Genomic DNA, 21492 nt, shown 5'->3' on the forward strand with positions numbered 1-21492 from the left:
AATCGATCCAGGGCTGAGCACGAGCCACAACGCTCCGGGAATGGCCGCACTGCCGGAGCATTACCTGCCGAGGACGACGGAACACGCGAAAGGATCTTCGCCACGACGACCTCGACAACGCAAAAAGCCGCATCGACCTGAGTCGACACGGCTTCTTCGATACTGCTGGTACCCCCGATGGGATTCGAACCCACGCTACCGGCGTGAGAGGCCGGCGTCCTAGGCCGCTAGACGACGGGGGCTAGGAACTTTCCTGGTTTCCCAGGGCTTTTCGGTTTTTCTTGCTGGAGAGAACTTACCAGAGGCGATTGCTCGCCCTGCAGGGGGGTCACTCTCCGCAGCTGGGGTACCAGGACTCGAACCTAGACTAACTGGACCAGAACCAGTCGTGCTGCCAATTACACCATACCCCAGTGAGGTACTTTCCCGGCTTGCCGGTCCAGCACCGCACGAGGAGAAATACTAGAGCACGCCGTTCCCGACCGTGAAAGCGGGGGTCTCGGCTCGGCGCTGGGCGGGGACGCCGATCGTCGCGTACTCGGAAACCAGCAGCTCAGGGAGCTCGGCGAGGCCGGCCAGCGTGTGGACGCCCGCCGGGGCGCGCTCGCCGATGCCGTCGCGGTCGAGCCAGATCGCGCCGAGGCCCGCGTCGCGGGCGCCGATCGCGTCCGTGTCCAGTTTGTCGCCGATGTGGACCGCCTGGGCCGGGGCGCAGTCCATGCCCAGGCACACCGTGTGGAACATCACCGGGTCGGGCTTCGCCACGCCCAGTTCGCCCGCGATGGCCACGTGGTCGAAGAACGGGGCCAGGCCGAGGTCGGCGATCTTGCGCCGCTGGTGGACGCCCGAGGCGTTCGTCACCGCCGCCAGGGCCAGGCCGGCCGCGCGGAGCCACTCCAGGCACGGGAGGACGTCGTCGAACAGCTGCCACGAATGATCGAGCAGCTCTCTTCGGCGGCGCTCGAACGAGCTCACCTGCTCGGCGTCGGCGAAGATGCCGAGCTCGGCCAGGAAACAGTCCGTGCGCCGTTGGTGCATGGTCGCGTAGTCGAGTTCGCCGGCGACGACCAAGGCGACGTGCTCTTCGGTGATCAAGTCCCACAGCGGCCACAGGTCGCCCCGGCCGGTGAGGATGTGGAGGGTGCGGCGGATCGCGGCGGTGCAGTCGATCAGGGTGTCGTCGATGTCCAGGCACACCAGCCGCAACTCGGGCGGCGCCCAGGGCTCGGACGCTCCCTCGGCGGGCGAGGCGGTTCGCGAAGGGGTCCGGGGTGCCAAGGCGAAATCCACCCAGTGAGGCTAGGGCAACCGCCGCGTTCGCGACGCTGCCAAAGAGGTGATTGGCGCACGCCCGTTCCGGCGCAGCCGCTCTACTCCCAGTTGGCGAACCGTCTTCTGCCGGTTACCCGACACCGATCGCGGGCGACGTCGACTCCTCCGGTGCGGACCGTTCCCACTCCGCGAAAACCCTTGCGGTGCTTGGAGATCCGTTCCGTCCACAAGCGCGGACCGGCAATCACGCGGCATGGCCGGGCAAAGTCGACCAACAGTCGCGTTTGGACGGTTTCCGGCAACCACCGGGCCGTAGCCCGATCAGCGTATCCCCGGTCACAGCCCTTGACGCCGACCTCTCGCGGGTGCATCCTCAACTTATTCAACAAGTGATGAATAGATGGGGAGATGGTCGAGATGACCGAACGCACGGGCTGCGTCGTCATCGGTGGCGGGCCGGCCGGGATGGTCACGGGGCTCTTGCTGGCCCGGGCCGGCGTCGAGGTGACGGTGCTGGAGAAGCACGCGGACTTCCTGCGCGACTTCCGCGGCGACACGGTGCACCCGTCCACGCTGACGCTGCTGGACGAGCTGGGCCTCGGCGAGAAGTTCCACGCGCTGCCGCACAGCGAACTGACCTCCGCCGGGTTCCCGCAGGAGAACGGCGAGGTGATGAAGCTGGCCGACTTCACCCGGTTGAAGGTCGCCCACCGGTACATCGCGATGGTGCCGCAGTGGGACTTCCTCGACTTGCTCGCCGAGAGCGCACGCAAGGAGCCGACGTTCGTCCAGCGGATGGAGACCGAGTGCACCGGCCTGGTCCGGGAGCACGGCCGCGTCGCCGGCGTCACCTACCGCACGAAGGACGGCGAGACCGGGGAAATCCGCGCCGACCTGGTGATCGCCGCCGACGGACGCTGGTCGCTCGCGCGCCGCGAAGCCGGGTTGGTGCCGCGGGAGTACGACTGCCCGTTCGACGTCTGGTGGTTCCGGCTCTCGCGCAAGGACGGCGACGTGGGCGGCATGCTCATGCCGAGGATGCGCGACCGCCGTTTCGCCGTGCCGCTCCCCCGGCCCGACTTCTTCCAGGTCGCCTACCTCGGCCCGAAGGGCGACGACCTGCGCGAGCAGGGCATCGAGGCGTTCCGCGACAACGTCACGCAGATCTGCCCGGAGTTCGCCGGCCGGGTGCACGAGCTGGAGACGATGGACGACGTCAAGTTCCTCGACGTGCGGCTCAACCTGCTGCGCAGGTGGCACGTCGACGGGCTGCTCTGCATCGGCGACGCGGCGCACGCGATGTCGCCCATCGGCGGCGTCGGGATCAACCTCGCGGTGCAGGACGCGGTCGCGGCGGCGACGCTGCTGGCCGAGCCGCTGCGCCGGGGCCGCCCGTCGCCGGCGGACCTGGCGAAGGTGCGCGGACGGCGGCTGGCGCCGACGCTGCTGGTGCAGGGGCTGCAGCGGCTGCTGCACCGGACCGTGATGCGCGCGGTGATGGCGGGCAAGCGCAACGGCCCGCCGGCGCCGATGATCAAGCTGTTCGCGCGGTTCCCGCGGCTGTCGTACTTCCCGGCCCGGCTCCTCGGCCTCGGGCTGCGGCCGGAGCACGCTCCGGCGTTCGCCCGGCGGCCGATGGAGCCGGCCCGGCGCTGAATCGAAAAGCGGGGACTAGACGTTCTCGACCGGGTTGGTCAGGGTGCCGATGCCTTCGATGGTGATCGAGACGCTCTGGCCGCCCTCGATCGGGCCGACCCCCTCCGGGGTGCCGGTCAGGATGACGTCGCCGGGCAGCAGCGTCATCACGCCGGACACGAACTCGACCAGCTCGGGGATCTTGTGGACCAGGTCGGACGTGCGGCCGTCCTGCTTGAGCTCGCCGTCCACCTCGGCCTTCAAGGACAGGTCGGACGCGTCGAGCGACGTCTCGATCCACGGGCCGAGCGGGCAGAACGTGTCGAAGCCCTTGGCGCGGCCCCACTGGCCGTCGGACTTCTGCAGGTCGCGCGCGCTGACGTCGTTCGCGACCGTGTAGCCGAGGATCGCGCTCGCGGCGCGGGCGGCCGGCACGTTCTTCACCGGCTGCCCGATCACGATGGCCAGCTCGCCCTCGAAGTCGACGCGGCCGACACCGGACGGGCGCCGGATCGGCGCGTTCGGGCCCACGACCGTGGTCGACGGCTTGAGGAACAGCATCGGGGCGCTGGGCACCTCGTTGCCGAACTCGGCCGCGTGCTTGGCGTAGTTCCGGCCGACGGCGATCACCTTCGACGGCAGGATCGGCGCGAGCAGCCGGACGTCGGCCAGCGGCCACCGCTTGCCGGTGAAGTTGGGGTTGCCGAAGGGGTGTTCGGCGATTTCCAGGACCTGGGCGTCGTCGCCGTCCCCTTCGACCGAAGCGAACGCGACACCACCGGGATGAGCAATACGGGCTAGGCGCACGACGTCAGTCTACGTCCGCCCGCCCGACGACCTTCGGGGGTTCCGGGTGGCGGAGCCCCCGGCCCGGGCCGGGGGCTCCGGATGTCACAGTGACCGGGGCCACGGTCGAGCTCTTGTGGACCAGCGCGTCGCACAGCGCCAGCCAGCTGGCCTCGACGATGTTCCCGTGCACGCCGACGGTGGTCCACTCGCGTTCGCCGTCGGTGCTTTCGACCAGCACGCGCGTGACGGCGTCGGTGCCCGGGTGGCCCTGCAGGATGCGGACCTTGTAGTCGGCGAGCTCCACACTGTCCAACCAGGACAGGTGCGGCGACAGCGCCTTCCGCAGGGCCGCGTCGAGCGCGTGCACCGGGCCGATGCCCTCGGCGGTGGCGATGACGCGCTGGCCGCCGACGTGCACCTTGACCGTCGCCTCGGACACGACTTCGGCGTCGGCGCGGTGGTCCAGCACCACGCGGTAGGACTCGAGCTCGAACGGCGCCTCGGCGGGGACGTCGGCCTCCTGGCGCAGCAGCAGTTCCAGGGAGGCGTCGGCGGCCTCGAAGGACCAGCCTTCGGATTCGAGGCGCTTGACCTTGGTGATGGCGCTCGTCAGCGCTTCGGGCCGGCCGGCAAGGTCGACCCCGAGCTCACGTCCCTTGAGCTCGAGGCTGGCCCTGCCGGCCATCTCGGTGACCAGCACCCGCATGTCGTTGCCGACGGAAGACGGATCGATGTGGTTGTACAGCAACGGATCCACCTTGATCGCGCTCGCGTGCAGTCCTGCCTTGTGGGCAAAAGCCGACGCCCCTACGTAAGCCTGGTGGGTGTAGGGGGCGAGGTTCGCGATTTCGGCAAGGGCATGGGAGACCCGGGTCAGCTCGGCCGCTCCTCCGGTCGGGAGGACGTCCATGCCGAGCTTGGTCACGAGGTTCCCTGTCACGGCGAAGAGGTCGGCGTTGCCGGCCCGTTCCCCATAACCGTTGGCGGTGCACTGGACGTGCGTCACGCCGGCCTGCACCGCGGCGACGGAGTTCGCCACGGCGCAGGAAGTGTCGTCCTGACAGTGGATCCCGAGGCGGAATCCGGTCTTTTCCTTGATCTCCCGGACGGTTCCGGCGAGGTCGAGCGGCAGCTGCCCGCCGTTGGTGTCGCAGAGCACGAGCACGTCGGCGCCCGCGTGGGCGGCGGCGTCGAGGACCCGCAGCGAGGTCTCGGGCGAGTGCGCGTAGCCGTCGAAGAAGTGCTCGGCGTCGAGAAAAACGCGGCGGCCTTCCTTGACGAGGAATTCGACGGTGTCCCTGACCATCGCGCAGGCTTCGTCGACGTCGACGCGCAGGGCGCGTTCGATGTGGCGCAGATCGGACTTCGCGACGAGCGTGATGACCGGCGCTTCGCTGTCGAGCAGGGCCCGGACCTGCGAATCGGCTTCGGCGGTGGTGCCGGCCTTGCGGGTGGCGCCGAACGCCACGAGGGCCGCGTGGTTCAGCTTGAGCTCGCCCTTCGCGGCGCGGGCGAAGAATTCGGTGTCCTTGGGGAGCGCACCGGGCCAGCCGCCTTCGATGAACCCGACGCCCAGCTCGTCCAGCAGCCGCGCGACGGCGAGCTTGTCCTGGACCGAGTAGGTGATGCCTTCGCGCTGCGCCCCGTCGCGAAGCGTCGTGTCGTAGAGGTGGAAGGCGTCACCCAGCGGCGTATCGGCGGGCTCCTGGCGGGTCACGGTCATCTCCTAGCGTTTCGAGGCAACAAAAAAACCTCCCGCAAGGGTGCGAGAGGTTGCGCGCCGGGTGCTCTTGTGGAGCTACCGTCCGGCGCGCTCGTCGATAATGATCGCGAAGCTGGTCACCGTCGCATCATGCCACAGGGTTTCGCGCGAAGTCCACAAACTGGGTCAAGCTCCCACGATCCGGGAACACCCCCACCGGACAGGCCCCACCGCTCCCTGGGGGCTGACCCCGGTCCAGTCTATCGGCGGCCCCCGACAGAACCGGCCGGAAAGCCGTTGGGCGGGCGGCTTGTCCACATCACGGCGGACATGTGGACAAGCGGGCCCGCACCGTCGAGCGGGTCCGGTCCGCACCGCCGGACAGGACCGACCCGCACCGTCGAACAGGACCGGTCCGCCCCCTCGGACAGGACCGGTCCGCGCCATCGGACAGGACCGGCCCGCCCCCTAGGACAAGCCGCCCGCGCCATCGGACAGGACCGACCCCCACCATCGGACAGGCCCGACCCGCGCCATCGGACCGATCCGGCCCGCACCGCCGGGCGAGACTGGCCGCCCGTCGGCAAGACTCCCCTGAAAGGTCTTGAACGAGTCGTTCAGGACCTCCGGCGACCTGAACGACTTATTCAAGACCGCTACGCGTCCAGGCGCCCGAACGGACGGGGAACGACTTCGTCGGCCCTCAAAGCTGTAGTACAAAGCCCACCCGAAGGCACGAAAAAGGCCCCGCGCCGAAACGCGGGGCCTTCCCGGAGAACGAAACTCAGCCCGCCGTCCGGACATTGGACGAAACCAACGCCGCCAGCCGGTCGCCGATCGCGGTGGTCGCGCCCGGTGAAGCCTGGTCCCGTGTGGCCAGGTCGAACGCCACCGAAGCCTCGATCCGCCGCGCCGCTTCCTTCTGGCCCAGGTGGTCCAGCAGCAGCGACACCGACAGCACCGCCGCCGTCGGGTCCGCCAGGCCCTGGCCGGCGATGTCCGGTGCCGAACCGTGGACCGGCTCGAACATGCTCGGGTTGCGGCGGGTCATGTCCAGGTTGCCGCTCGCCGCCAGCCCGATTCCGCCCGTCACCGCCGCCGCCAGGTCGGTGATGATGTCGCCGAACAGGTTGTCCGTCACGATCACGTCGAACCGGGACGGGTCCGTCACCAGGTGGATGGTCGCCGCGTCCACGTGGGAGTAGGCGACCGTCACCTCCGGGTGCTCCAGCGAAACCTCTTCGACGATCCGCGACCAGAGCGAACCGGCGAACGAGAGCACGTTGGTCTTGTGCACGAGCGTCAGGTGCTTGCGCGGCCGGGCCTCGGCCCGGTTGAACGCGTCCGCCACCACGCGCCGGATGCCGAACGCCGTGTTGACGCTGACCTCCGTCGCGATCTCGTGCTCGGTGTCCTTGCGGATCAGGCCGCCAGTGCCCGCGTACGGGCCTTCGGTGCCTTCCCGCACGACCACCATGTCGACGTCGCCCGCGTCGGCCAGCGGTCCCCGGACACCCGGGTACAGCCGCGCCGGGCGCAGGTTGACGTGGTGGTCCATCTCGAACCGCAGGCGCAGCAGCAGACCGCGCTCGAGGATGCCGCTCGGCACCGTCGGGTCGCCGACCGCGCCCAGCAGGATCGCGTCGTGCTGGCGGAGCTCGCCGAGCACCGACTCGGGGAGCAGCTCCCCCGTCGAGTGCCATCGGGCGGCGCCGAGGTCGTAGTTCGTGATCTCCGCTGTCGGTGCCACTTCGCCGAGCACCTTCAGCGCTTCGGCGACCACCTCGGGCCCGATCCCGTCACCTGGGATCACCGCGAGCCGCATCCACACACCTCCGTCGACCAGGCCACCGGACGCACCGATGGCCCACCGCAACAAAACGCCAGCAGCCGGAAGGTTACCGGCCGTAGACAAATGGCCGTAGCCGCACCACCCTTATGCCGCATCCTCCCGCAGGGTGAGACACCCAATCGGGTGAATACGGGCAAGGGCGCCCCCGGCGGAAAACCACCGGAGACGCCCCTGTCCTGCACAGATCGATCTTGCCGGGGACTAGTGGTGACCAGCCCCGATCGGCTGACGGCCGTGCGCCGCCTGCCCGCCCTGCGCGGCGTCCACCTTGACCACGTTCGCCCGGTTGCCCGCGGCGTTGTGGTGCTCGATGGCGAGCAGCCCGAGCGCGTTGTCCGCCGCGGCCGAGGCCGCGTTGCGGGTGACGACCAGCGCCGTGCCCGGCTTCGCGACGTAGCCCAGCGCCGCGTCACCGCCGCCCTGGACGGAGTAGCCCGGGGCGAGCGCGTCGAACGAAAGCGGCGTGCCAGCGTAGTCGATCAGCCCGTTCGTCGTGCCCGGCGCGACGTAGAACCCGCTGACGCCCACCGTGTAGGAGATGCGGTGGCTGTCGGCGTTCGCGTCGATGCCCAGCGCGGACAGCGAGACCGGCAACGTGATCACGTTCGTGTCGAACACGTTGGTGTCGACGTCGCCGAGCTGGCCGTTGACCGCCTGGACGTCCACGGTCGGGAAGCCCGCGCCCAGCGAGACCGTGACGGCCAGCAGGGCGTCCGTGGCGGTCGCCTTCGTCACGTAGGTCTCGAAGTCCGGCTGCCCGTCCCCGGTGGTGTCGATGTCGACGAACGGCGAGGTGTTGCTGCCGATGTTCGCCCAGTCGCCCCACGTGGAGAGGCCGAACGCGAGGAGCGCGTTCTCCGGCTCGCCCTGCGCCTTCGCCAGCGGAGCGGTCGAAGCCGCGCCGATGTAGCGGAGGTCGCCGCCCTTGGCCGTCTTGTTCAGCGTGCAGTCGGTGACCACGTCCGCGTCGCACTCGGCCAGCTGCGGGGACTCCGCCTGCAGCTCGAGCACGCTGATCAGCGAGCGGTACCGCTGCGCGCCGGAGCCCTGGTCGACGCCCTTGCCGCCCAGGTTCAGCACGGCCTGGGTGGCGTCGGCGCCGAACTTCACCGACTGCGGCGTGGAAATCGTCGAAACCGGCTTCGGCGCGGAGTAGACCGACACCCGCAGCGGCACCTTGGCGCCGCTGGTGGGCGTGAAGGCGACGCGGCCGGAGGCGTCCGCGACGAACTGCCGGGCCAGGCCGGCCTGGGTGGCCTGCATGGTCGGGTCCATGACCTTGCGCAGGGCCTTCGGGTCGGTGATCTTCAGCGTCACCTTGACCTTGGCGGTGCCGCGCGGGGTCAGCTTCACCGTCTGCTTGTCCACTGTGTACTCGACGCCCGGCAGCGCGGTGACCGCCTGGTAGGCGACGGTGTACTCGGCCGGCGTGACGCCCTTGTTGACCAGCTTGATCGTCTTCGACAGCGTCACCGGCCCGGACGCCTCGACCGTGCCGAAGCTGACGCTGACCGCGCCCGGGTCGTCCTGGACGTAGGCGAGCACCTGGTTGTCCAGCGCCGCCTTGGCGTCGATCCGGCCGCTGCCGACGCGCTGCGGCGCGTAGGTGTGGCCGGCGCCGTCGGAGACGTCGTGGCCGGCGGTGTCGATGACCGACGCCTTGACCTCCTCGACCGACCAGTCCGGGTGGGACTGGCGGACCAGCGCGGTGATGCCCGCGGTGTGCGGGGCCGCCATCGACGTGCCGCTCAGGACCGTCCGGCCGTTGCCGCTGCCGCGGAACGCCGAGGTGATCGTGTCACCCGGCGCGGCGACGTCCGGCTTGACGGCCGGGCCGCGGGTGCCGCGCGAGGTGAACGAGCTCGGGGTGTCCACGATCGTCTTGTCGTAGGTCTGGATCGAGGCGCGCCCGGTGCCGTAGAGCCGGATCTGCAGCGTGCTCGCGGTCAGGCCCGCGCGCAGCGTCTTCGTGGCGGAGCCGGTGAACTGGAACATCGGGATCGCCGCGTTGCCCGCGATGCCGGCGCTGAAGTGCTCCAAAGTGGACGAAAGCAGGGCGCCCTTCGCCCCGGCCGCCTGAGCGTTGTTAGCACGCGCGGCCGAACCGCAGGCGCGGGTCGAGTCGTTGTCGTCCCACTCCAGCCAGACGAACTTGCCGGCCGCCTTCGCCTTGTCCTCGGCGGAGTACGGCGCGCAGCCCGCGCTGTTCGCCGCCGACAGGGCGACGACCGGCGCGGTCAGGTTCAGCGTGTCGTAGCCGGTGTAGTTCTGGCTGTACTGCCCCGTCTTCTGGCCCTTGGCCGCGGTCGGCGCGGTGGCCTCGGCGGCGTCGCGCAGGATGCCCGCGTCACGCGTGCTGGCGACGGTGAGCGCTTCGGGGGTGTTGCCCGGCGAACCGGCGATGTCGTTGATGTCGCCGCCGTTGCCCGCCGAGATCACCGGCAGCACGTTGTTCGCGGCGAGCTTGCGCACGAACAGCGAGTCCGGGTCGTCCGGGGCGCCGAAGTCGGAGCCCAGCGACAGGTTGACGACGTCGAGGTGGTCGGTGAAGTCGCCGTCGCCGTCCGGGTCGAGCGCCCAGTCCAGCGCCTGCGAGGTGACGTTCGTCGAGCCCGCGCAGCCGAACACCTTGATGGCGTAGAGGAGCGACTTCGGCGCCGTGCCCGGGCCGATCTGCATCGCGTCGACTTTCTTGGCGTCCAGCTTCTTGTAGTCGCCCTTGAAGGTCTTGCCGTCGGCGGTGACGCCGAAGCCGCCGATGGTGCCGGCGACGTGGGTGCCGTGCTCACCGCAGGCGAGCGGGTTCGGGTCCGGCTTCGGGGTGGTCTTCCCCGCCGTCGCGGCGTCGTAGTCGTCACCGACGAGGTCCGTGCCGCCGACGACCTTCGCGCTGGGGAACAGCGGGGTCGCCTTCGTGCTGTCGACGCTCTTGTACGCGGCCGGCGTGCCGGGGCCGCCGAAGTCGGCGTGGGTGTAGTCGATGCCGTCGTCGATCACGCCGACGCGGACGCCGTCGCCGAACTTGCCGGTCTGCTGCCACGCCGCGAGGGTGTTGGTCAGCTGCTCGGCGCTGGCGTTGGTGCGGGTCTTCGGCACGACCGTGCGGATCGCGACGACGTCCGCCCGCTTCGCGACTTCGCGCAGCTTCGCGGCGTCCGCGGTGACGACGACGCCGGGGACGGCGTTGGCGGTCTGGGTGACGACCTGCGGCTGGGCGTTGCCCGAGCGCAGCTGGTTCACGACCGAGTCCACGGCGGCGGCGGTGTCCGCCTTGGCGGCGCGAGCGGCTCGCTTGGCCTGCTCCTTGCCCTGCGGCTGCGTGGCGGTGAACGCGTCGACGGCGGGCTTCTTGGCCAGCTCGACGAACGCGGTGACGCGGCCCTGCGCGGCGCCGAGCCGGGGCGAGAGCTTGCCCTGCAGCTTCGCGTCGTCGATCTTCGCCGGCGAGACGCCGTCGGCGAGCGGAGCGTCCGCCGCGCTCGCGACCGGCGCGCCCAGCGCGGCCGCCAGCACGACGGCGAAGAACGCCGTCGTGGCGCGAGCGGGTAAGCGGGATCTGCTCATGAGTCGGCCCCTTACTCGAGGTCTGGACCCGAACCTGCCTGCCGCTCCTGACACCCCCGACGGTGAAGCGCGGCAAAGCGCCGTGCCCTCGACGGCGCGTGGTTCAACCTCGCGGGGAGAACTTAATGCCCCAAAACACCTACTTACGTAGGCAAAGGACTCCGTTATGTAGTTGTGATTGCGCACGAAGGCCCCCTGCCGGGTGACAGGGGGCCTTCGAAAGGGTTACGTCAGCTGAAGTCGACGGCGCGGATCGTGTGCGCCCCGACGGCGGCGCCGATCGGGTCGAGCAGGTGCGCGTCGATGTGGCGGTCGACGCGCAGCAGCATGACCGCGTCGGAGCCGTCGGTGGTCTGGCTGATCTGCGCGGCCTCGATGTTGATGCCGGCCTCGCCGAGCAGCGTGCCGACTCGGCCCATCACGCCCGGGCGGTCCGGGTACTCGACCAGCAGGACCGTGCCCTCGGCACGCAGGTCGAACCCGCGGCCGTTGACCTCGACCAGCTTCTCGACCTCGTCCTTGCCGGTGACCGAACCGGACACGGTCAGCGCCTGCCCGTCCGAGTGCACCGCGCGGACCGTGACGAGGCTGCGGAACTTCGGGCTCTCCGGCTCGGTGGTCAGCTCGACCTGCACGCCCAGCTTCTCCGCCAGCTGCGGCGCGTTGACGAACGTGACCTGGTCCTCGACCACGCCGGTGAACACCCCGCGCAGGGCCGCCAGCTGCAGCACCGCGGTGTCCTCGTTGGAGATTTCGCCCTTGACCTGCACGGTCACCGACGTCGGCGCCTTCGGGTTCAGCGCGGTCAGCAGCGTGCCCAGCTTCTGGGTCAGCGACAGGTACGGGCGGACGTGCTCGCCGACCGCGCCGCCGCCGGAGACGTTCACCGCGTCCGGCACGAAGTCGCCGCGCAGCGCCAGCAGCACGGACTTCGCGACGTCGGTGCCCGCGCGGTCCTGCGCCTCGGCCGTCGAAGCGCCCAAGTGCGGCGTCACGACGACGTTCTCCAGGGCGAACAGCGGGCTCGACGTGGTCGGCTCGGTGACGAAGACGTCGATGCCGGCGCCGCCGACGTGGCCCGAGCGCAGCGCGTCGGCGAGGTCTTCCTCGACGATCAGCCCGCCGCGGGCGGCGTTGACGATGATGACGCCCGGCTTGGTCTTCTTCAGCGCCTCGGCGTCGATGAGGCCCTTGGTCTCCGGCGTCTTCGGCAGGTGGATGGAGATCGCGTCGGCGCGCGTGAGCAGCTCGTCGAGGGTGACGAGCTCGATGCCGAGCTGCGCGGCGCGCGCGGCCGAGACGTAGGGGTCGTAGGCGATCAGCTTGGTGTCGAAGGCGGCCAGGCGCTGGGCGAACAGCTGCCCGATCTTGCCGAGGCCGACCACGCCGACCGTCTTGCCCTGCAGTTCCACACCGGAGAACGAGCTGCGCTTCCACTCGCCGGCGCGCAGGCTCTGGCTGGCGGCCGGGACCCGGCGCGCGACGGCCAGCAGCAGCGCCACGGCGTGCTCGGCGGCGGAGACGATGTTGGACGTCGGGGCGTTGACGACCAGGACACCGCGTTCGGTGGCCGCGGGGACCTCGACGTTGTCCAGGCCGACACCGGCGCGGGCGACGACCTTCAGCTGCGAGGTGGCGCCGAAGACTTCGGCGTCGACCTTGGTGGCGGAGCGGACCAGGAGCGCGTCGGCGCTCTTCACCGCCTCGAGCAGCGCGGATCGGTCCGTGCCGTCGACGTGCCGGACCTCCACCTCGTCACCGAAGACGCTCAGCACGGAGGGAGCGAGCTTCTCCGCGATGAGGACGACGGGCTTGCTGGGCTTGCTCACGATGCGGCTCCCACTATCTGGTCACTTCCAGGACGCTTGGGTCGACAAACGGTCATAAGCACGTCGTTGTGCCCCGGTCGTGGCGGAGTTTAACCCGCTGGGCCGCCCCCTGGCTTCCCATGGTGTTAACTCGCTCGTAATCCCTCGAAAACAAGAGCCAGCAGGCGCTGCATGCCCCCCGGGCCGGGCAGGTGCCCGCCCGCCCAGGATGCCGCGTGCAGCAACAGAAGGAGCTCGTGCGTGGTGACGTCCGCGCGGAGTTCGCCCGCTTCCTTCGCGCGTTCCACCAGCTGGGAACCGGCGTCCCGCATGGCGTGGCAGGACGCGTACAACCGGGATGTTTCGTCGCTGAGCGCGTCGGCGGTCAGCTCCACGAGCCCGCGGTAGGTGCCCATGGCTTCGCCGAGCCCGGCGAGCCAGGTCTGCAGCGCGGTCAGCGGCTCGGGGTGGGTCAGCAGTTCGCGGGCGCGGCCGGCCTGGCCGTCGAACCGGGCGCGCAGCAGCGTTTCGAGCAGCGCCTCCCGGGTCGGGAAGTGCCGGTAGAGCGTGCCGATGCCGACGCCGGCGCGGCGCGCGATGTCTTCCAGCGACGCCTCGACGCCGTGTTCGGCGAAGGCGCGCTGGGCCTGCGTGAGGAGGGCTTCGTAGTTGCGGCGGGCGTCCGCGCGCATCGGTTTCACGTCGGTCATCGCCCTCCCGACCTTACCCGGTAGCCAATCGGAGCCTGCCTCCGTATATTAACCGGAGGCAGCCTCATCTTACTGGGAGGAATTTCGAGGATGACTCTGATCGAAGACACCCGCGCCCGGCTCGGCGCGATCGGCGCCTGGCTGCCGAGCGCACCGCTGGCCCCGCCCCCGGCCGTCGAACGCGCGGCGACGCGCCGGCTCGCCGAGGCCGGCTACGGCTCGGTCTGGAGCGGCGAAGGCCCCGGCGGCCGCGAGTTGTTCGCCGCCTTCGGCGACCTGCTCGCGTCGGTGCCGGACGTCGTGCTCGGCGCCGGCATCGCCAACGCCTGGGCGCGGCCCGGGCGGACCGCCGAAAAGGGCGGGGCGACGCTCGCGCACGCCCACCCGGGCCGGCTGGTGCTCGGCATCGGCATCGGGCACGCGTTCCAGGCGGCGAAGTACGGCGAGGAGTACCGGCCGCTGGACCGGATGCGCGCCTACCTGTCCGAAATGGACGCCGCGGCGGCGGAAACCCCCGCCCCGGTGGCGTTTCCCCGTGTGCTCGCCGCGGTCGGGCCCCGCATGCTGGAGCTCGCCCGCGACCATGCCGACGGCGCGCACCCGTTCGCCCAGCCGGTCTCGCACACGCCGTACGCACGCGAAATCCTCGGGCCGGACAAGCTGCTCATCCCCCACCAGACCGTCCTGCCCGGCAGCCGCGAGGACGCCCGGGCGAGCGTCCGGCGCAGCGTGGCGCAATCACGGGAGTTCCAGGTGAAGGCCTACCTCGCGGGCTGGAAACGGCTCGGCTACACCGAAGCCGACATCGACGGCCCCAGCGACCGGTTCGTCGACGACCTCGTCCTCTGGGGCGACACGCAGACCATCGCGAAACGCGTGCGGGAAGTGCTCGACGCGGGCGCGGACCACGTCCTGCTGACGCCGTCCGCGACGTCGTTCGAGTCCACTGTGGACACCCTGGTCGAGCTGGCCCCGGCGGTGCTCCGATGAGCGTCGGCGTCTGGCAGTTCTTCGACGGCGTCCCGGTCGGCGAGCTCCGCGAAACGGCCGCCGAGGTGGAGGAACTCGGCTTCGCCGCGCTCTGGTTCGGCGAGTACGCCGGCCGGGAAGCGTTCACGCAGGCGGCGTTGCTGCTCGCGGCGACGTCGAAGCTGACCGTCGCCACCGGGGTCGCGCGCTTCGACCAGCGTTCGCCGCTCGCCGCGGAAGGCGCGATCCGGGCGCTGGGCGAGGCCTACCCGGGCCGGTTCGTCGCGGGGCTCGGCGGGCACCGGCCCGGTGCCCGCCCGCTGACGGCGTTGCGCGAATACCTGGCCGGGATGGACGCGGCCGAACTGCCGGGCCTGCCCCAGCCGTCACCCCGGCCGAGGCGGGTTCTCGCCGCGCTGGGCCCGAAACTCCTGGACCTGGCGGCCGACCGAGCCGACGGCGCCCACCCGTACTTCGTCCCGCCGGAGCACACGGCGATGGCGCGCGAACGGCTCGGCCCGGGCAAGTACCTCGCCGTCGAGCAGGCGGTGGTGCTCGACGCGGCCCCGGAGGTGGCCCGCGAGCACGCCGGTCTCTACGTGCGGCAGGCACCGCACCACCGGACGAACCTGCGGCGGCTCGGCTTCACCGACGACGACCTCGCCGACGGCGGCAGCGACCGCCTGGTCGACGCCATCGTCGTCACGGGCGAACAGCGGATCGCCGACCGGATCCGGGCGCACCTCGACGCGGGCGCCGACCACGTCTGCGTCCAGGTCCTCGCCCGGACGAAGGACTCCTACCGCCGCTTGGCGGACCTGCTGCCCTGACCGGGGGTACGCTGGCGGGACGCGGTGAGGGCCGCGTCCCGTCCGCGGAAAGGGCCGAGCCCACCCCCGCAGCACCGCACCACCAGCTCCGCACCTTCTTTCCTGCCCGGTGCCGGCGGACCACGGGCGACGAGGGAAGGAGGCACCATGGGCGTGCTGCCCGCCAAACCCAGCCTGGACCAGCTGCGCAACCGCGCGAAAGACCTCGCGCGCGCCGAAGGCGTCAAGCTGTCCGAAGCGCAGTTCCGCATCGCCCGGGACCACGGGTTCCCGAGCTGGCCGAAGCTTCGCGCCTACGTCCGGCGCGTCACCGAGCACGGCGAAACCCTGCAGCACCCGTACCACCAGGACGTCGAATACTACGCCGGGCGCGCGCTCGGCCTGCTCGCCTCGGCCGAGGACGAGACGCCCGGCGCCCGCGAGCCGTTCGACCGCTGGGGCCAGCCGCCGACCCGCGACGGCGCCCGCGTGGTCGTCGCCCGTGAGCACGGTTTCGGCTCCTGGCAGGGACTTCTCACCCACGTTCGGTCACTTGTGGACAGTGGTGAGCCGTTCGCCCGCGCGTACCGGGCCGTCGAAGACCGGGACGTCGACCGGCTCGAAACGCTCCTCGGCGAGTTCCCCGGGCTCGTCACCGCCCGCGGCACCAACGGCAACGACCTGCTCGGCATGGCCGGCGCGACCTGCGACGAGCGGCTCAGCCGCGTCCTGCTCGCCCACGGCGCCGACCCTGCGCGCGGCAACGTCCACGGCTGGACGCCGTTGCACCAAGCCGCGTACAGCAACCTCCCGCTGCTGCTCGGCCTGCTGCTCGAAGCGGGCGCCCCGGTCGAGGTCTCCGCCCGCGGCGACGGCGGCACTCCCCTGGTCGTCGCCCTGTTCTGGGGGCACCGCGAAGCAGCGGAAACCCTGGCCGCGCACAGCCGGGCACCGGGCAACCTGCGCGTCGCGGCCGGGCTCGGCGACACCGGGCTCCTGGACGAACTCCTGACGTCGGGCCGCGGCGGTGAGCACCGCGGCTTTTACCGGCCCCACAGCGGTTTCCCGGCCTGGCACCCGAGCGAGGACCCGGCGGAAGCCCGCGACGAAGCCCTCGCGTGGGCCGCCCGCAACGACCGCACCGAAGCCCTGCGCACCCTCGTCTCGCGCGGAGCCGGCGTGGACGCCGACGTCTACCGCGGCACGGCGCTGGCGTGGGCGGCGGCGAAGGGCAGGCTCGCCGCCGTCCGGACGCTGCTGGAGCTCGGCGCCGACGTGAACCACCCGGGCACGTTCGGCGGACCGAAGCACGGCGAAGGCGTCACGGCCCTGCACCTGGCCGCGGAGTCCGGGCACCTCGACGTCATCCGGGTCCTCCTGGAAAACGGCGCCGACCGCGGCGCGCGGGACGCCAGCTTCGGCAGCACGCCCGGGACGTGGGCGGAGGTGTGCGGGCAGCCGGCCGCCCGGGACCTGCTCCGCTAGACAACCGGAGTCTGTAGTCCGTATCGTCGGAGACGGACTACAGACTCCGTTTTGCCTTCTGGGAGGAACCGTGACCACGCCCCGCGACGTCTTCACCGCGTTGTCCGACGGGATCGGCGAAGGCCGCTTCGGCGAGCTTTCCGCGCTCTACGCCGAAGACACCGTCGTCGAACACCCCCAGGCCGTCCCCCGGCCGACGCGCCTGACCGGCCGCGCCGCGGTCCACGAGCGGTTCGCGAGCCCGCTCGTCGGGGCGCTGCGGCTCAAGCGCATGAACGTCGTGGTGCACGAGACGACGGACCCCGAGGTGATCGTCGCCGAATACGACTACCACGCCGAGTCCGTCGAGACCGGCCGGACGATCGAGGCGGCCAACGTCCACGTGCTGCGCGTCCGCGACGGCCTGATCGTCCATTCCCGCGACTACCACGACTACCTGAAGCTCGCCGCCGTCCGCGACGGCGTCGACCAGCTGGTGGAGGCGTACGAGCAGGCGCCGCCGCGCGAGCTTTCGCCGGTCACGCCGGAGAGCGCGGGCACCGTGTTCGAGCGGCTCGTGCACGGCGTGGCGGGCGGGCGCTGGGACGAGCTGCCGGAGCTGTACGCGGCGGAAACCCACGTCACGCACCCGTTCCTGCCGGGCTCGGAGGTGCTGCGCACGCGCGACGAGCTGCGGGCGCACTTCGCGGCGGGCAAGGCGCTGAACCCGGGTTTCACCGTCGCGGACCTGGTCACCCACCAGGGCACCGACCCCGAGGTGCTGATCGGCGAATTCGCCTACCAGGGCGAGTACGGCGGGCGCCCGGTGCGGATCGCGAACATCTTCGTCCTGCGGGTCCGCGACGGGCTGATCGTCGAGTCCCGCGACTACGGCGACCACCTCGCCGTCGCGGGCGACCTCGGCCGGATCCCCGAACTGGCCGCGAAACTGACGTTCTAGGCCTCGCCGAGGTCGTTGAACTCGCCGTCTTCGACGCCCTTCGTGAACGCGTCCCACTCCGCCATGGTGAAGACCATGACCGTGCCGTCGACGTCCGGCGAGCGCCGCATCGCGACGTAGGTGGCACCGTCGGTGTGCTCGACGAACGCGTACTCGACGACCTCGTCGAGGGTGACGCCCGCGGGCTCGCCCCGGATCCACTCGGCCCCGGAAAGGTCGAGGTGGTGCCGGATGTGCGCCTTGTCGTCGGTCATGCGGTAAGCGTAGCCAAAACGCGCCGGAGGGGACGCCGCGACGGCGTCCCCTCCGGTGTCCTGCGGGTGAAGATCAGGCGGTCTCGGTGATCGGCCGGTCCACCCACGACATCAGGTCGCGCAGCTTCTTGCCGGTCTCCTCGATCGGGTGCTTGTTGCCCTGCTCCTCGAGCTTGGTGAAGTTCGGCCGGCCGGCCTCGTCCTCGGCGACCCATTCGCGGGCGAACGTGCCGTCCTGGATCTCGCCGAGGATCTTCTTCATCTCTTCCTTGACCGCCGGCGAGATGACGCGCGGGCCGCGGGTCAGGTCGCCGTACTCGGCGGTGTCGGAGATCGAGTAGCGCTGGCGCGCGATGCCGCCCTCGTACATGAGGTCGACGATCAGCTTCAGCTCGTGCAGCACCTCGAAGTAGGCGATCTCCGGGGCGTAGCCGGCCTCGGTGAGCACCTCGAAGCCGGTCTGCACCAGCGCGGACGCGCCACCGCAGAGCACGGCCTGCTCGCCGAAGAGGTCGGTCTCGGTCTCTTCCTTGAACGTCGTCTTGATGACGCCGGCGCGGGCGCCACCGATGGCGGCGGCGTAGGAGAGGGCGAGCGCCTGGGCGTTGCCGGACGCGTCCTGCTCCACGGCGATGAGCGCCGGGACGCCCTTGCCGTCGACGAACTGGCGGCGCACGAGGTGACCCGGGCCCTTCGGGGCGACCATGGCGACGTCCACGTTGGACGGCGGCTTGATCAGGTCGTAGCGGATGTTGAAGCCGTGCCCGAAGAAGATCGCGTCGCCGTCCTCGAGGTTCGGCGCGATGTCCTGCTCGTAGATGTGGCGCTGCTTCGTGTCCGGCGCCAGGATCATGATCAGGTCGGCCTCGGCCGACGCCTCGGCCGGGGTGAGCACGCGCAGGCCCTGCTCCTCGGCCTTCGCCCGCGACTTGGACCCCTCGGGCAGGCCGATGCGGACGTCGACGCCGGAGTCGCGCAGGCTCAGCGAGTGGGCGTGGCCCTGGCTGCCGTAGCCGATGACAGCGACCTTGCGCCCCTGGATGATCGAAAGGTCGGCGTCGTCGTCGTAGAAGATTTCCACTGCCATGGGGGTTACTGCTTCCTTTCCTGACTTACTTCTTCTTAGCGCGGTGATGTGGCGGTGATGGAACGGGCGCCCCGCCCCACCGCGACCATGCCGGATTGAACGAGCTCGCGGATGCCATACGGCTCCAGCATCCGCAGCAGCGCACCGATCTTGTCCGACGTCCCGGTCGCCTCGACGGTGAGCGCCTCCGGGGAGACGTCCACCACCTTGGCGCGGAAGAGCTGGACGGTTTCGAGGACCTGGCTGCGCACGGTGTTGTCGGCGCGCACCTTCACGAGCAGCAGTTCGCGCTGCACGGCGGTCGACTGCTCCAGCTCGACGATCTTGATCACGTTGACCAGCTTGTTGAGCTGTTTCGTCACCTGTTCGAGCGGTAGCTCTTCCACGGCGACCACGATCGTCATCCGGGACACCTCGGGGTTCTCCGTGGGCCCGACGGCAAGGGACTCGATGTTGAATCCGCGGCGGGAGAACAGGCCCGAGACGCGCGCGAGCACACCGGGCTTGTTCTCGACCAGGACACTCAGCGTGTGGACGCTCATGATCAGCGCTCACCTTCCGCGGCAGCTTCGACGGCTTCGGTCGTCTCGACCGAAACCTCGTCGTCGTCGAACAGCGGCCGGATGCCCCGGACCGCCATGATCTCGTCGTTGCCGGTGCCCGCGGCGACCATCGGCCACACCTGGGCATCCTTCCCGACCACGAAGTCGATCACGACGGGGCGGTCGTTGATCTCCATCGCGCGGCGGATGGTGGCGTCGACGTCTTCCTTGGTCTCGCAGCGCAGGCCGGCGCACCCCAGCGCTTCGGCCAGCAGCACGAAGTCGGGGATGCGGTGCTTGTGCGTGCCGAGGTCGGTGTTGGAGTACCGCTCCGAGTAGAAGAGGTTCTGCCACTGCCGGACCATGCCGAGGTTGCCGTTGTTGATGACGGCGACCTTGATCGGCGCGCCCTCGATGGCGCAGGTGGCCAGCTCCTGGTTCGTCATCTGGAAGCAGCCGTCGCCGTCGATCGCCCAGACCTGCGTGCCCGGGACGCCGAACTGCGCGCCCATCGCGGCGGGCACCGCGTAGCCCATGGTGCCGAGGCCGCCGGAGTTGATCCAGGTGCGCGGGTTCTCGTACTTGACGAACTGCGCGGCCCACATCTGGTGCTGACCGACACCGGCGGCGTACACCGCGTCGGGGCCGACGATCTGGCCGATCCGCTCGATGACGTACTGCGGCGACAGCGAACCGTCGTCCGGCCACTCGTAGCCGGCCGGGTAGTTCTCGCGCCAGTCGTCGGCCTGGGTCCACCAGTCGGCAAGGTCGGGCTTGCCGCCGTGCTCGAACTCCGTGGTGACGGCGGTGATCAGCTCGCCGATGATCTCCTTGCAGTCACCCACGATCGGCACGTCGGCCTTGCGGTTCTTGGAGATCTCGGCCGGGTCGATGTCGGCGTGCACGACCGCGGCGTCCGGCGCGAACGACGAGAGCTGGCCGGTGACGCGGTCGTCGAAGCGGGCGCCGAGCGCGATCAGCAGGTCGGCGCGCTGCATCGCGGCGACGGCGGCGACCGTGCCGTGCATGCCCGGCATGCCGAGGTGCTGCGGGTGCGAGTCGGGGAACGCGCCGCGCGCCATCAGCGTGGTGACGACGGGGATGTTCGTCAGCTCGGCGAGCTGCTTGAGCTGCTCGTGCGCTTCGGCCTTGATCACGCCGCCGCCGACGTAGAGCACCGGGCGGCGCGACTTCGCGATCAGCTTCGCGGCTTCGCGGACCTGCTTGCCGTGCGGGCGCAGCGTCGGGCGGTAACCCGGGAGGCGCAGCTCGGTCGGCCAGGAGAACGAGGTCATCTCCTGCAGCACGTCCTTGGGGATGTCCACCAGGACGGGGCCGGGCCGGCCCGTGGCGGCCAGGTGGAACGCCTCGGCGATGGTCCGCGGGATCTCCGCCGGGTCCGTCACGAGGAAGTTGTGCTTGGTGATCGGCATGGTGATGCCGCAGATGTCGGCTTCCTGGAACGCGTCGGTGCCGATCAGCGCCCGGGACTGCTGGCCGGTGATGGCCACGACCGGGACGGAGTCCATGTTCGCGTCGGCCAGCGGGGTGACCAGGTTGGTCGCGCCGGGGCCCGACGTGGCCATGCACACGCCGACCTTGCCGGTGGCCTGGGCGTAGCCGGTCGCCGCGTGCCCCGCGCCCTGTTCGTGGCGGACCAGGACGTGGCGGACCTTCGTCGAGTCGAGCAACGGGTCGTAGGCGGGCAGGATGGTGCCGCCTGGGATGCCGAAGACCACTTCGGCGCCGACGGCCTCGAGCGAGCGCACGAGTGACTGGGCGCCGGTGACGCGCACCGGCGTTCCCGCCGGGGGCGCCGGCTTCGGACGAGCTCCGGACGTACCGGGCGTCGGCCCGGGTTTCGCGTCGCTGCTGCGCGACGTGGCACTGGTCATCGGTTCTGCCTCGTGGGTCTCGGTGTCACTCGTTCGGGTCAGTTTGATGCGGTCGGGCGAAGGAGCTCTTCTCCTTGGGCAACAAAAAACCCTCGCCGACCGTAAGGTCGCACGAGGGTCGCGCGTCGACGCAGCGGAAGGACTTCCCTAAGCGTCGACGCGCTTGGGAAGTACGAGGC

16 protein-coding genes and 2 tRNA genes are annotated in these 21492 nt (G+C 70.6%); 5 read left to right on the forward strand and 13 right to left on the reverse strand.

Going from position 1 to position 21492, the window contains the following annotated elements; all coding sequences use genetic code 11:
• Positions 1-166 precede the first annotated feature (166 nt).
• The 3 genes from AB0B33_RS21425 to AB0B33_RS21435 form a co-directional block, all read right to left on the reverse strand.
• Positions 167-242, reverse strand: a tRNA-Glu gene (locus AB0B33_RS21425).
• A 99-nt stretch (positions 243-341) separates the two neighbouring features.
• Positions 342-413, reverse strand: a tRNA-Gln gene (locus AB0B33_RS21430).
• A 49-nt stretch (positions 414-462) separates the two neighbouring features.
• A complete protein-coding gene (locus tag AB0B33_RS21435; RefSeq protein WP_360774827.1) occupies positions 463-1197 on the reverse strand; it encodes an HAD family hydrolase in 735 nt (244 codons plus the stop codon).
• A 492-nt stretch (positions 1198-1689) separates the two neighbouring features.
• Here AB0B33_RS21435 and AB0B33_RS21440 point away from each other — a divergent pair, with 492 nt between their 5' ends.
• Positions 1690-2928, forward strand: coding sequence for an FAD-dependent oxidoreductase (locus AB0B33_RS21440; protein WP_360774395.1), 1239 nt, complete (start codon positions 1690-1692; stop codon positions 2926-2928).
• 15 nt (positions 2929-2943) lie between these two features.
• Here AB0B33_RS21440 and AB0B33_RS21445 read toward each other — a convergent pair whose 3' ends face one another.
• The 6 genes from AB0B33_RS21445 to AB0B33_RS21470 all read right to left on the reverse strand — a co-directional run bounded on the left by AB0B33_RS21445 (position 2944) and on the right by AB0B33_RS21470 (position 13332).
• Positions 2944-3714, reverse strand: a complete 771-nt coding sequence (locus AB0B33_RS21445) for a fumarylacetoacetate hydrolase family protein (RefSeq protein WP_247013462.1) — start codon at positions 3712-3714, stop codon at positions 2944-2946.
• A gap of 4 nt (positions 3715-3718) precedes the next feature.
• On the reverse strand, positions 3719-5413 hold the full coding sequence (gene cimA, locus AB0B33_RS21450; protein WP_360774398.1) for a citramalate synthase: 1695 nt from the start codon (positions 5411-5413) through the stop codon (positions 3719-3721).
• A 769-nt stretch (positions 5414-6182) separates the two neighbouring features.
• Positions 6183-7223, reverse strand: coding sequence for a 3-isopropylmalate dehydrogenase (locus AB0B33_RS21455; RefSeq protein ID WP_247013466.1), 1041 nt, complete (start codon positions 7221-7223; stop codon positions 6183-6185).
• Between the two features lie 228 nt (positions 7224-7451).
• Positions 7452-10814, reverse strand: coding sequence for a S8 family serine peptidase (locus tag AB0B33_RS21460; protein WP_360774402.1), 3363 nt, complete (start codon positions 10812-10814; stop codon positions 7452-7454).
• A gap of 230 nt (positions 10815-11044) precedes the next feature.
• Positions 11045-12643 carry a phosphoglycerate dehydrogenase gene (serA, locus tag AB0B33_RS21465; protein ID WP_247013470.1) on the reverse strand — a complete coding sequence of 533 codons (1599 nt, stop codon included), beginning with the start codon at positions 12641-12643 and terminating at the stop codon, positions 11045-11047.
• Positions 12644-12768: 125 nt separating this feature from the next.
• Positions 12769-13332 (reverse strand): helix-turn-helix domain-containing protein, encoded by a 564-nt coding sequence (locus AB0B33_RS21470; protein ID WP_360774405.1) that lies wholly within the window; start codon positions 13330-13332, stop codon positions 12769-12771.
• Positions 13333-13422: 90 nt separating this feature from the next.
• Here AB0B33_RS21470 and AB0B33_RS21475 point away from each other — a divergent pair, with 90 nt between their 5' ends.
• From AB0B33_RS21475 to AB0B33_RS21490, 4 genes are all read left to right on the forward strand, one after another.
• Entirely contained in the window at positions 13423-14322 is a 900-nt protein-coding gene (locus tag AB0B33_RS21475; protein ID WP_360774408.1) for a TIGR03620 family F420-dependent LLM class oxidoreductase, read from the forward strand.
• A complete protein-coding gene (locus AB0B33_RS21480) occupies positions 14319-15131 on the forward strand; it encodes a TIGR03620 family F420-dependent LLM class oxidoreductase (protein WP_360774411.1) in 813 nt (270 codons plus the stop codon). Before AB0B33_RS21475 ends, AB0B33_RS21480 begins: the two co-directional genes overlap by 4 nt.
• 147 nt (positions 15132-15278) lie before the next feature.
• A complete protein-coding gene (locus AB0B33_RS21485) occupies positions 15279-16595 on the forward strand; it encodes an ankyrin repeat domain-containing protein (RefSeq protein WP_360774413.1) in 1317 nt (438 codons plus the stop codon).
• Between the two features lie 70 nt (positions 16596-16665).
• A complete protein-coding gene (locus AB0B33_RS21490) occupies positions 16666-17535 on the forward strand; it encodes a nuclear transport factor 2 family protein (protein ID WP_360774415.1) in 870 nt (289 codons plus the stop codon).
• Here the strand turns inward: AB0B33_RS21490 and AB0B33_RS21495 are convergent.
• From AB0B33_RS21495 to AB0B33_RS21510, 4 genes are all read right to left on the reverse strand, one after another.
• Positions 17532-17789 (reverse strand): DUF397 domain-containing protein, encoded by a 258-nt coding sequence (locus tag AB0B33_RS21495; protein WP_247013481.1) that lies wholly within the window; start codon positions 17787-17789, stop codon positions 17532-17534. The two genes, AB0B33_RS21490 and AB0B33_RS21495, sit on opposite strands and share 4 nt — an antisense overlap.
• Positions 17790-17862: 73 nt before the next feature.
• Entirely contained in the window at positions 17863-18876 is a 1014-nt protein-coding gene (gene ilvC, locus AB0B33_RS21500) for a ketol-acid reductoisomerase (RefSeq protein ID WP_360774418.1), read from the reverse strand.
• 35 nt (positions 18877-18911) lie between these two features.
• Positions 18912-19418 carry an acetolactate synthase small subunit gene (gene ilvN / locus AB0B33_RS21505; RefSeq protein WP_003080760.1) on the reverse strand — a complete coding sequence of 169 codons (507 nt, stop codon included), beginning with the start codon at positions 19416-19418 and terminating at the stop codon, positions 18912-18914.
• A gap of 2 nt (positions 19419-19420) precedes the next feature.
• Positions 19421-21313: an acetolactate synthase large subunit gene (locus tag AB0B33_RS21510; protein WP_360774420.1), complete on the reverse strand. Its 1893-nt coding sequence runs from the start codon at positions 21311-21313 to the stop codon at positions 19421-19423.
• Positions 21314-21492: the final 179 nt, after the last annotated feature.

It is taken from the genome of Amycolatopsis sp. NPDC049159 (genome assembly GCF_040648295.1).
In the GTDB taxonomy this organism is placed as follows: Bacteria; Actinomycetota; Actinomycetes; order Mycobacteriales; family Pseudonocardiaceae; genus Amycolatopsis; species Amycolatopsis pretoriensis_A.

Bases quoted from the DNA above. Each gene is read 5' to 3' on its own strand.
- ilvC (WP_360774418.1), bottom strand. From the start codon at position 18,876: ATGGCAGTGGAAATCTTCTACGACGACGACGCCGACCTTTCGATCATC.
- AB0B33_RS21480 (WP_360774411.1), top strand. From the start codon at position 14,319: ATGAGCGTCGGCGTCTGGCAGTTCTTCGACGGCGTCCCGGTCGGCGAG.
- AB0B33_RS21455 (WP_247013466.1), bottom strand. From the start codon at position 7,223: ATGCGGCTCGCGGTGATCCCAGGTGACGGGATCGGGCCCGAGGTGGTC.
- AB0B33_RS21510 (WP_360774420.1), bottom strand. From the start codon at position 21,313: ATGACCAGTGCCACGTCGCGCAGCAGCGACGCGAAACCCGGGCCGACG.
- AB0B33_RS21440 (WP_360774395.1), top strand. From the start codon at position 1,690: ATGACCGAACGCACGGGCTGCGTCGTCATCGGTGGCGGGCCGGCCGGG.
- ilvN (WP_003080760.1), bottom strand. From the start codon at position 19,418: ATGAGCGTCCACACGCTGAGTGTCCTGGTCGAGAACAAGCCCGGTGTG.
- AB0B33_RS21470 (WP_360774405.1), bottom strand. From the start codon at position 13,332: ATGACCGACGTGAAACCGATGCGCGCGGACGCCCGCCGCAACTACGAA.
- AB0B33_RS21460 (WP_360774402.1), bottom strand. From the start codon at position 10,814: ATGAGCAGATCCCGCTTACCCGCTCGCGCCACGACGGCGTTCTTCGCC.
- AB0B33_RS21475 (WP_360774408.1), top strand. From the start codon at position 13,423: ATGACTCTGATCGAAGACACCCGCGCCCGGCTCGGCGCGATCGGCGCC.
- AB0B33_RS21485 (WP_360774413.1), top strand. From the start codon at position 15,279: ATGGGCGTGCTGCCCGCCAAACCCAGCCTGGACCAGCTGCGCAACCGC.
- AB0B33_RS21495 (WP_247013481.1), bottom strand. From the start codon at position 17,789: ATGACCGACGACAAGGCGCACATCCGGCACCACCTCGACCTTTCCGGG.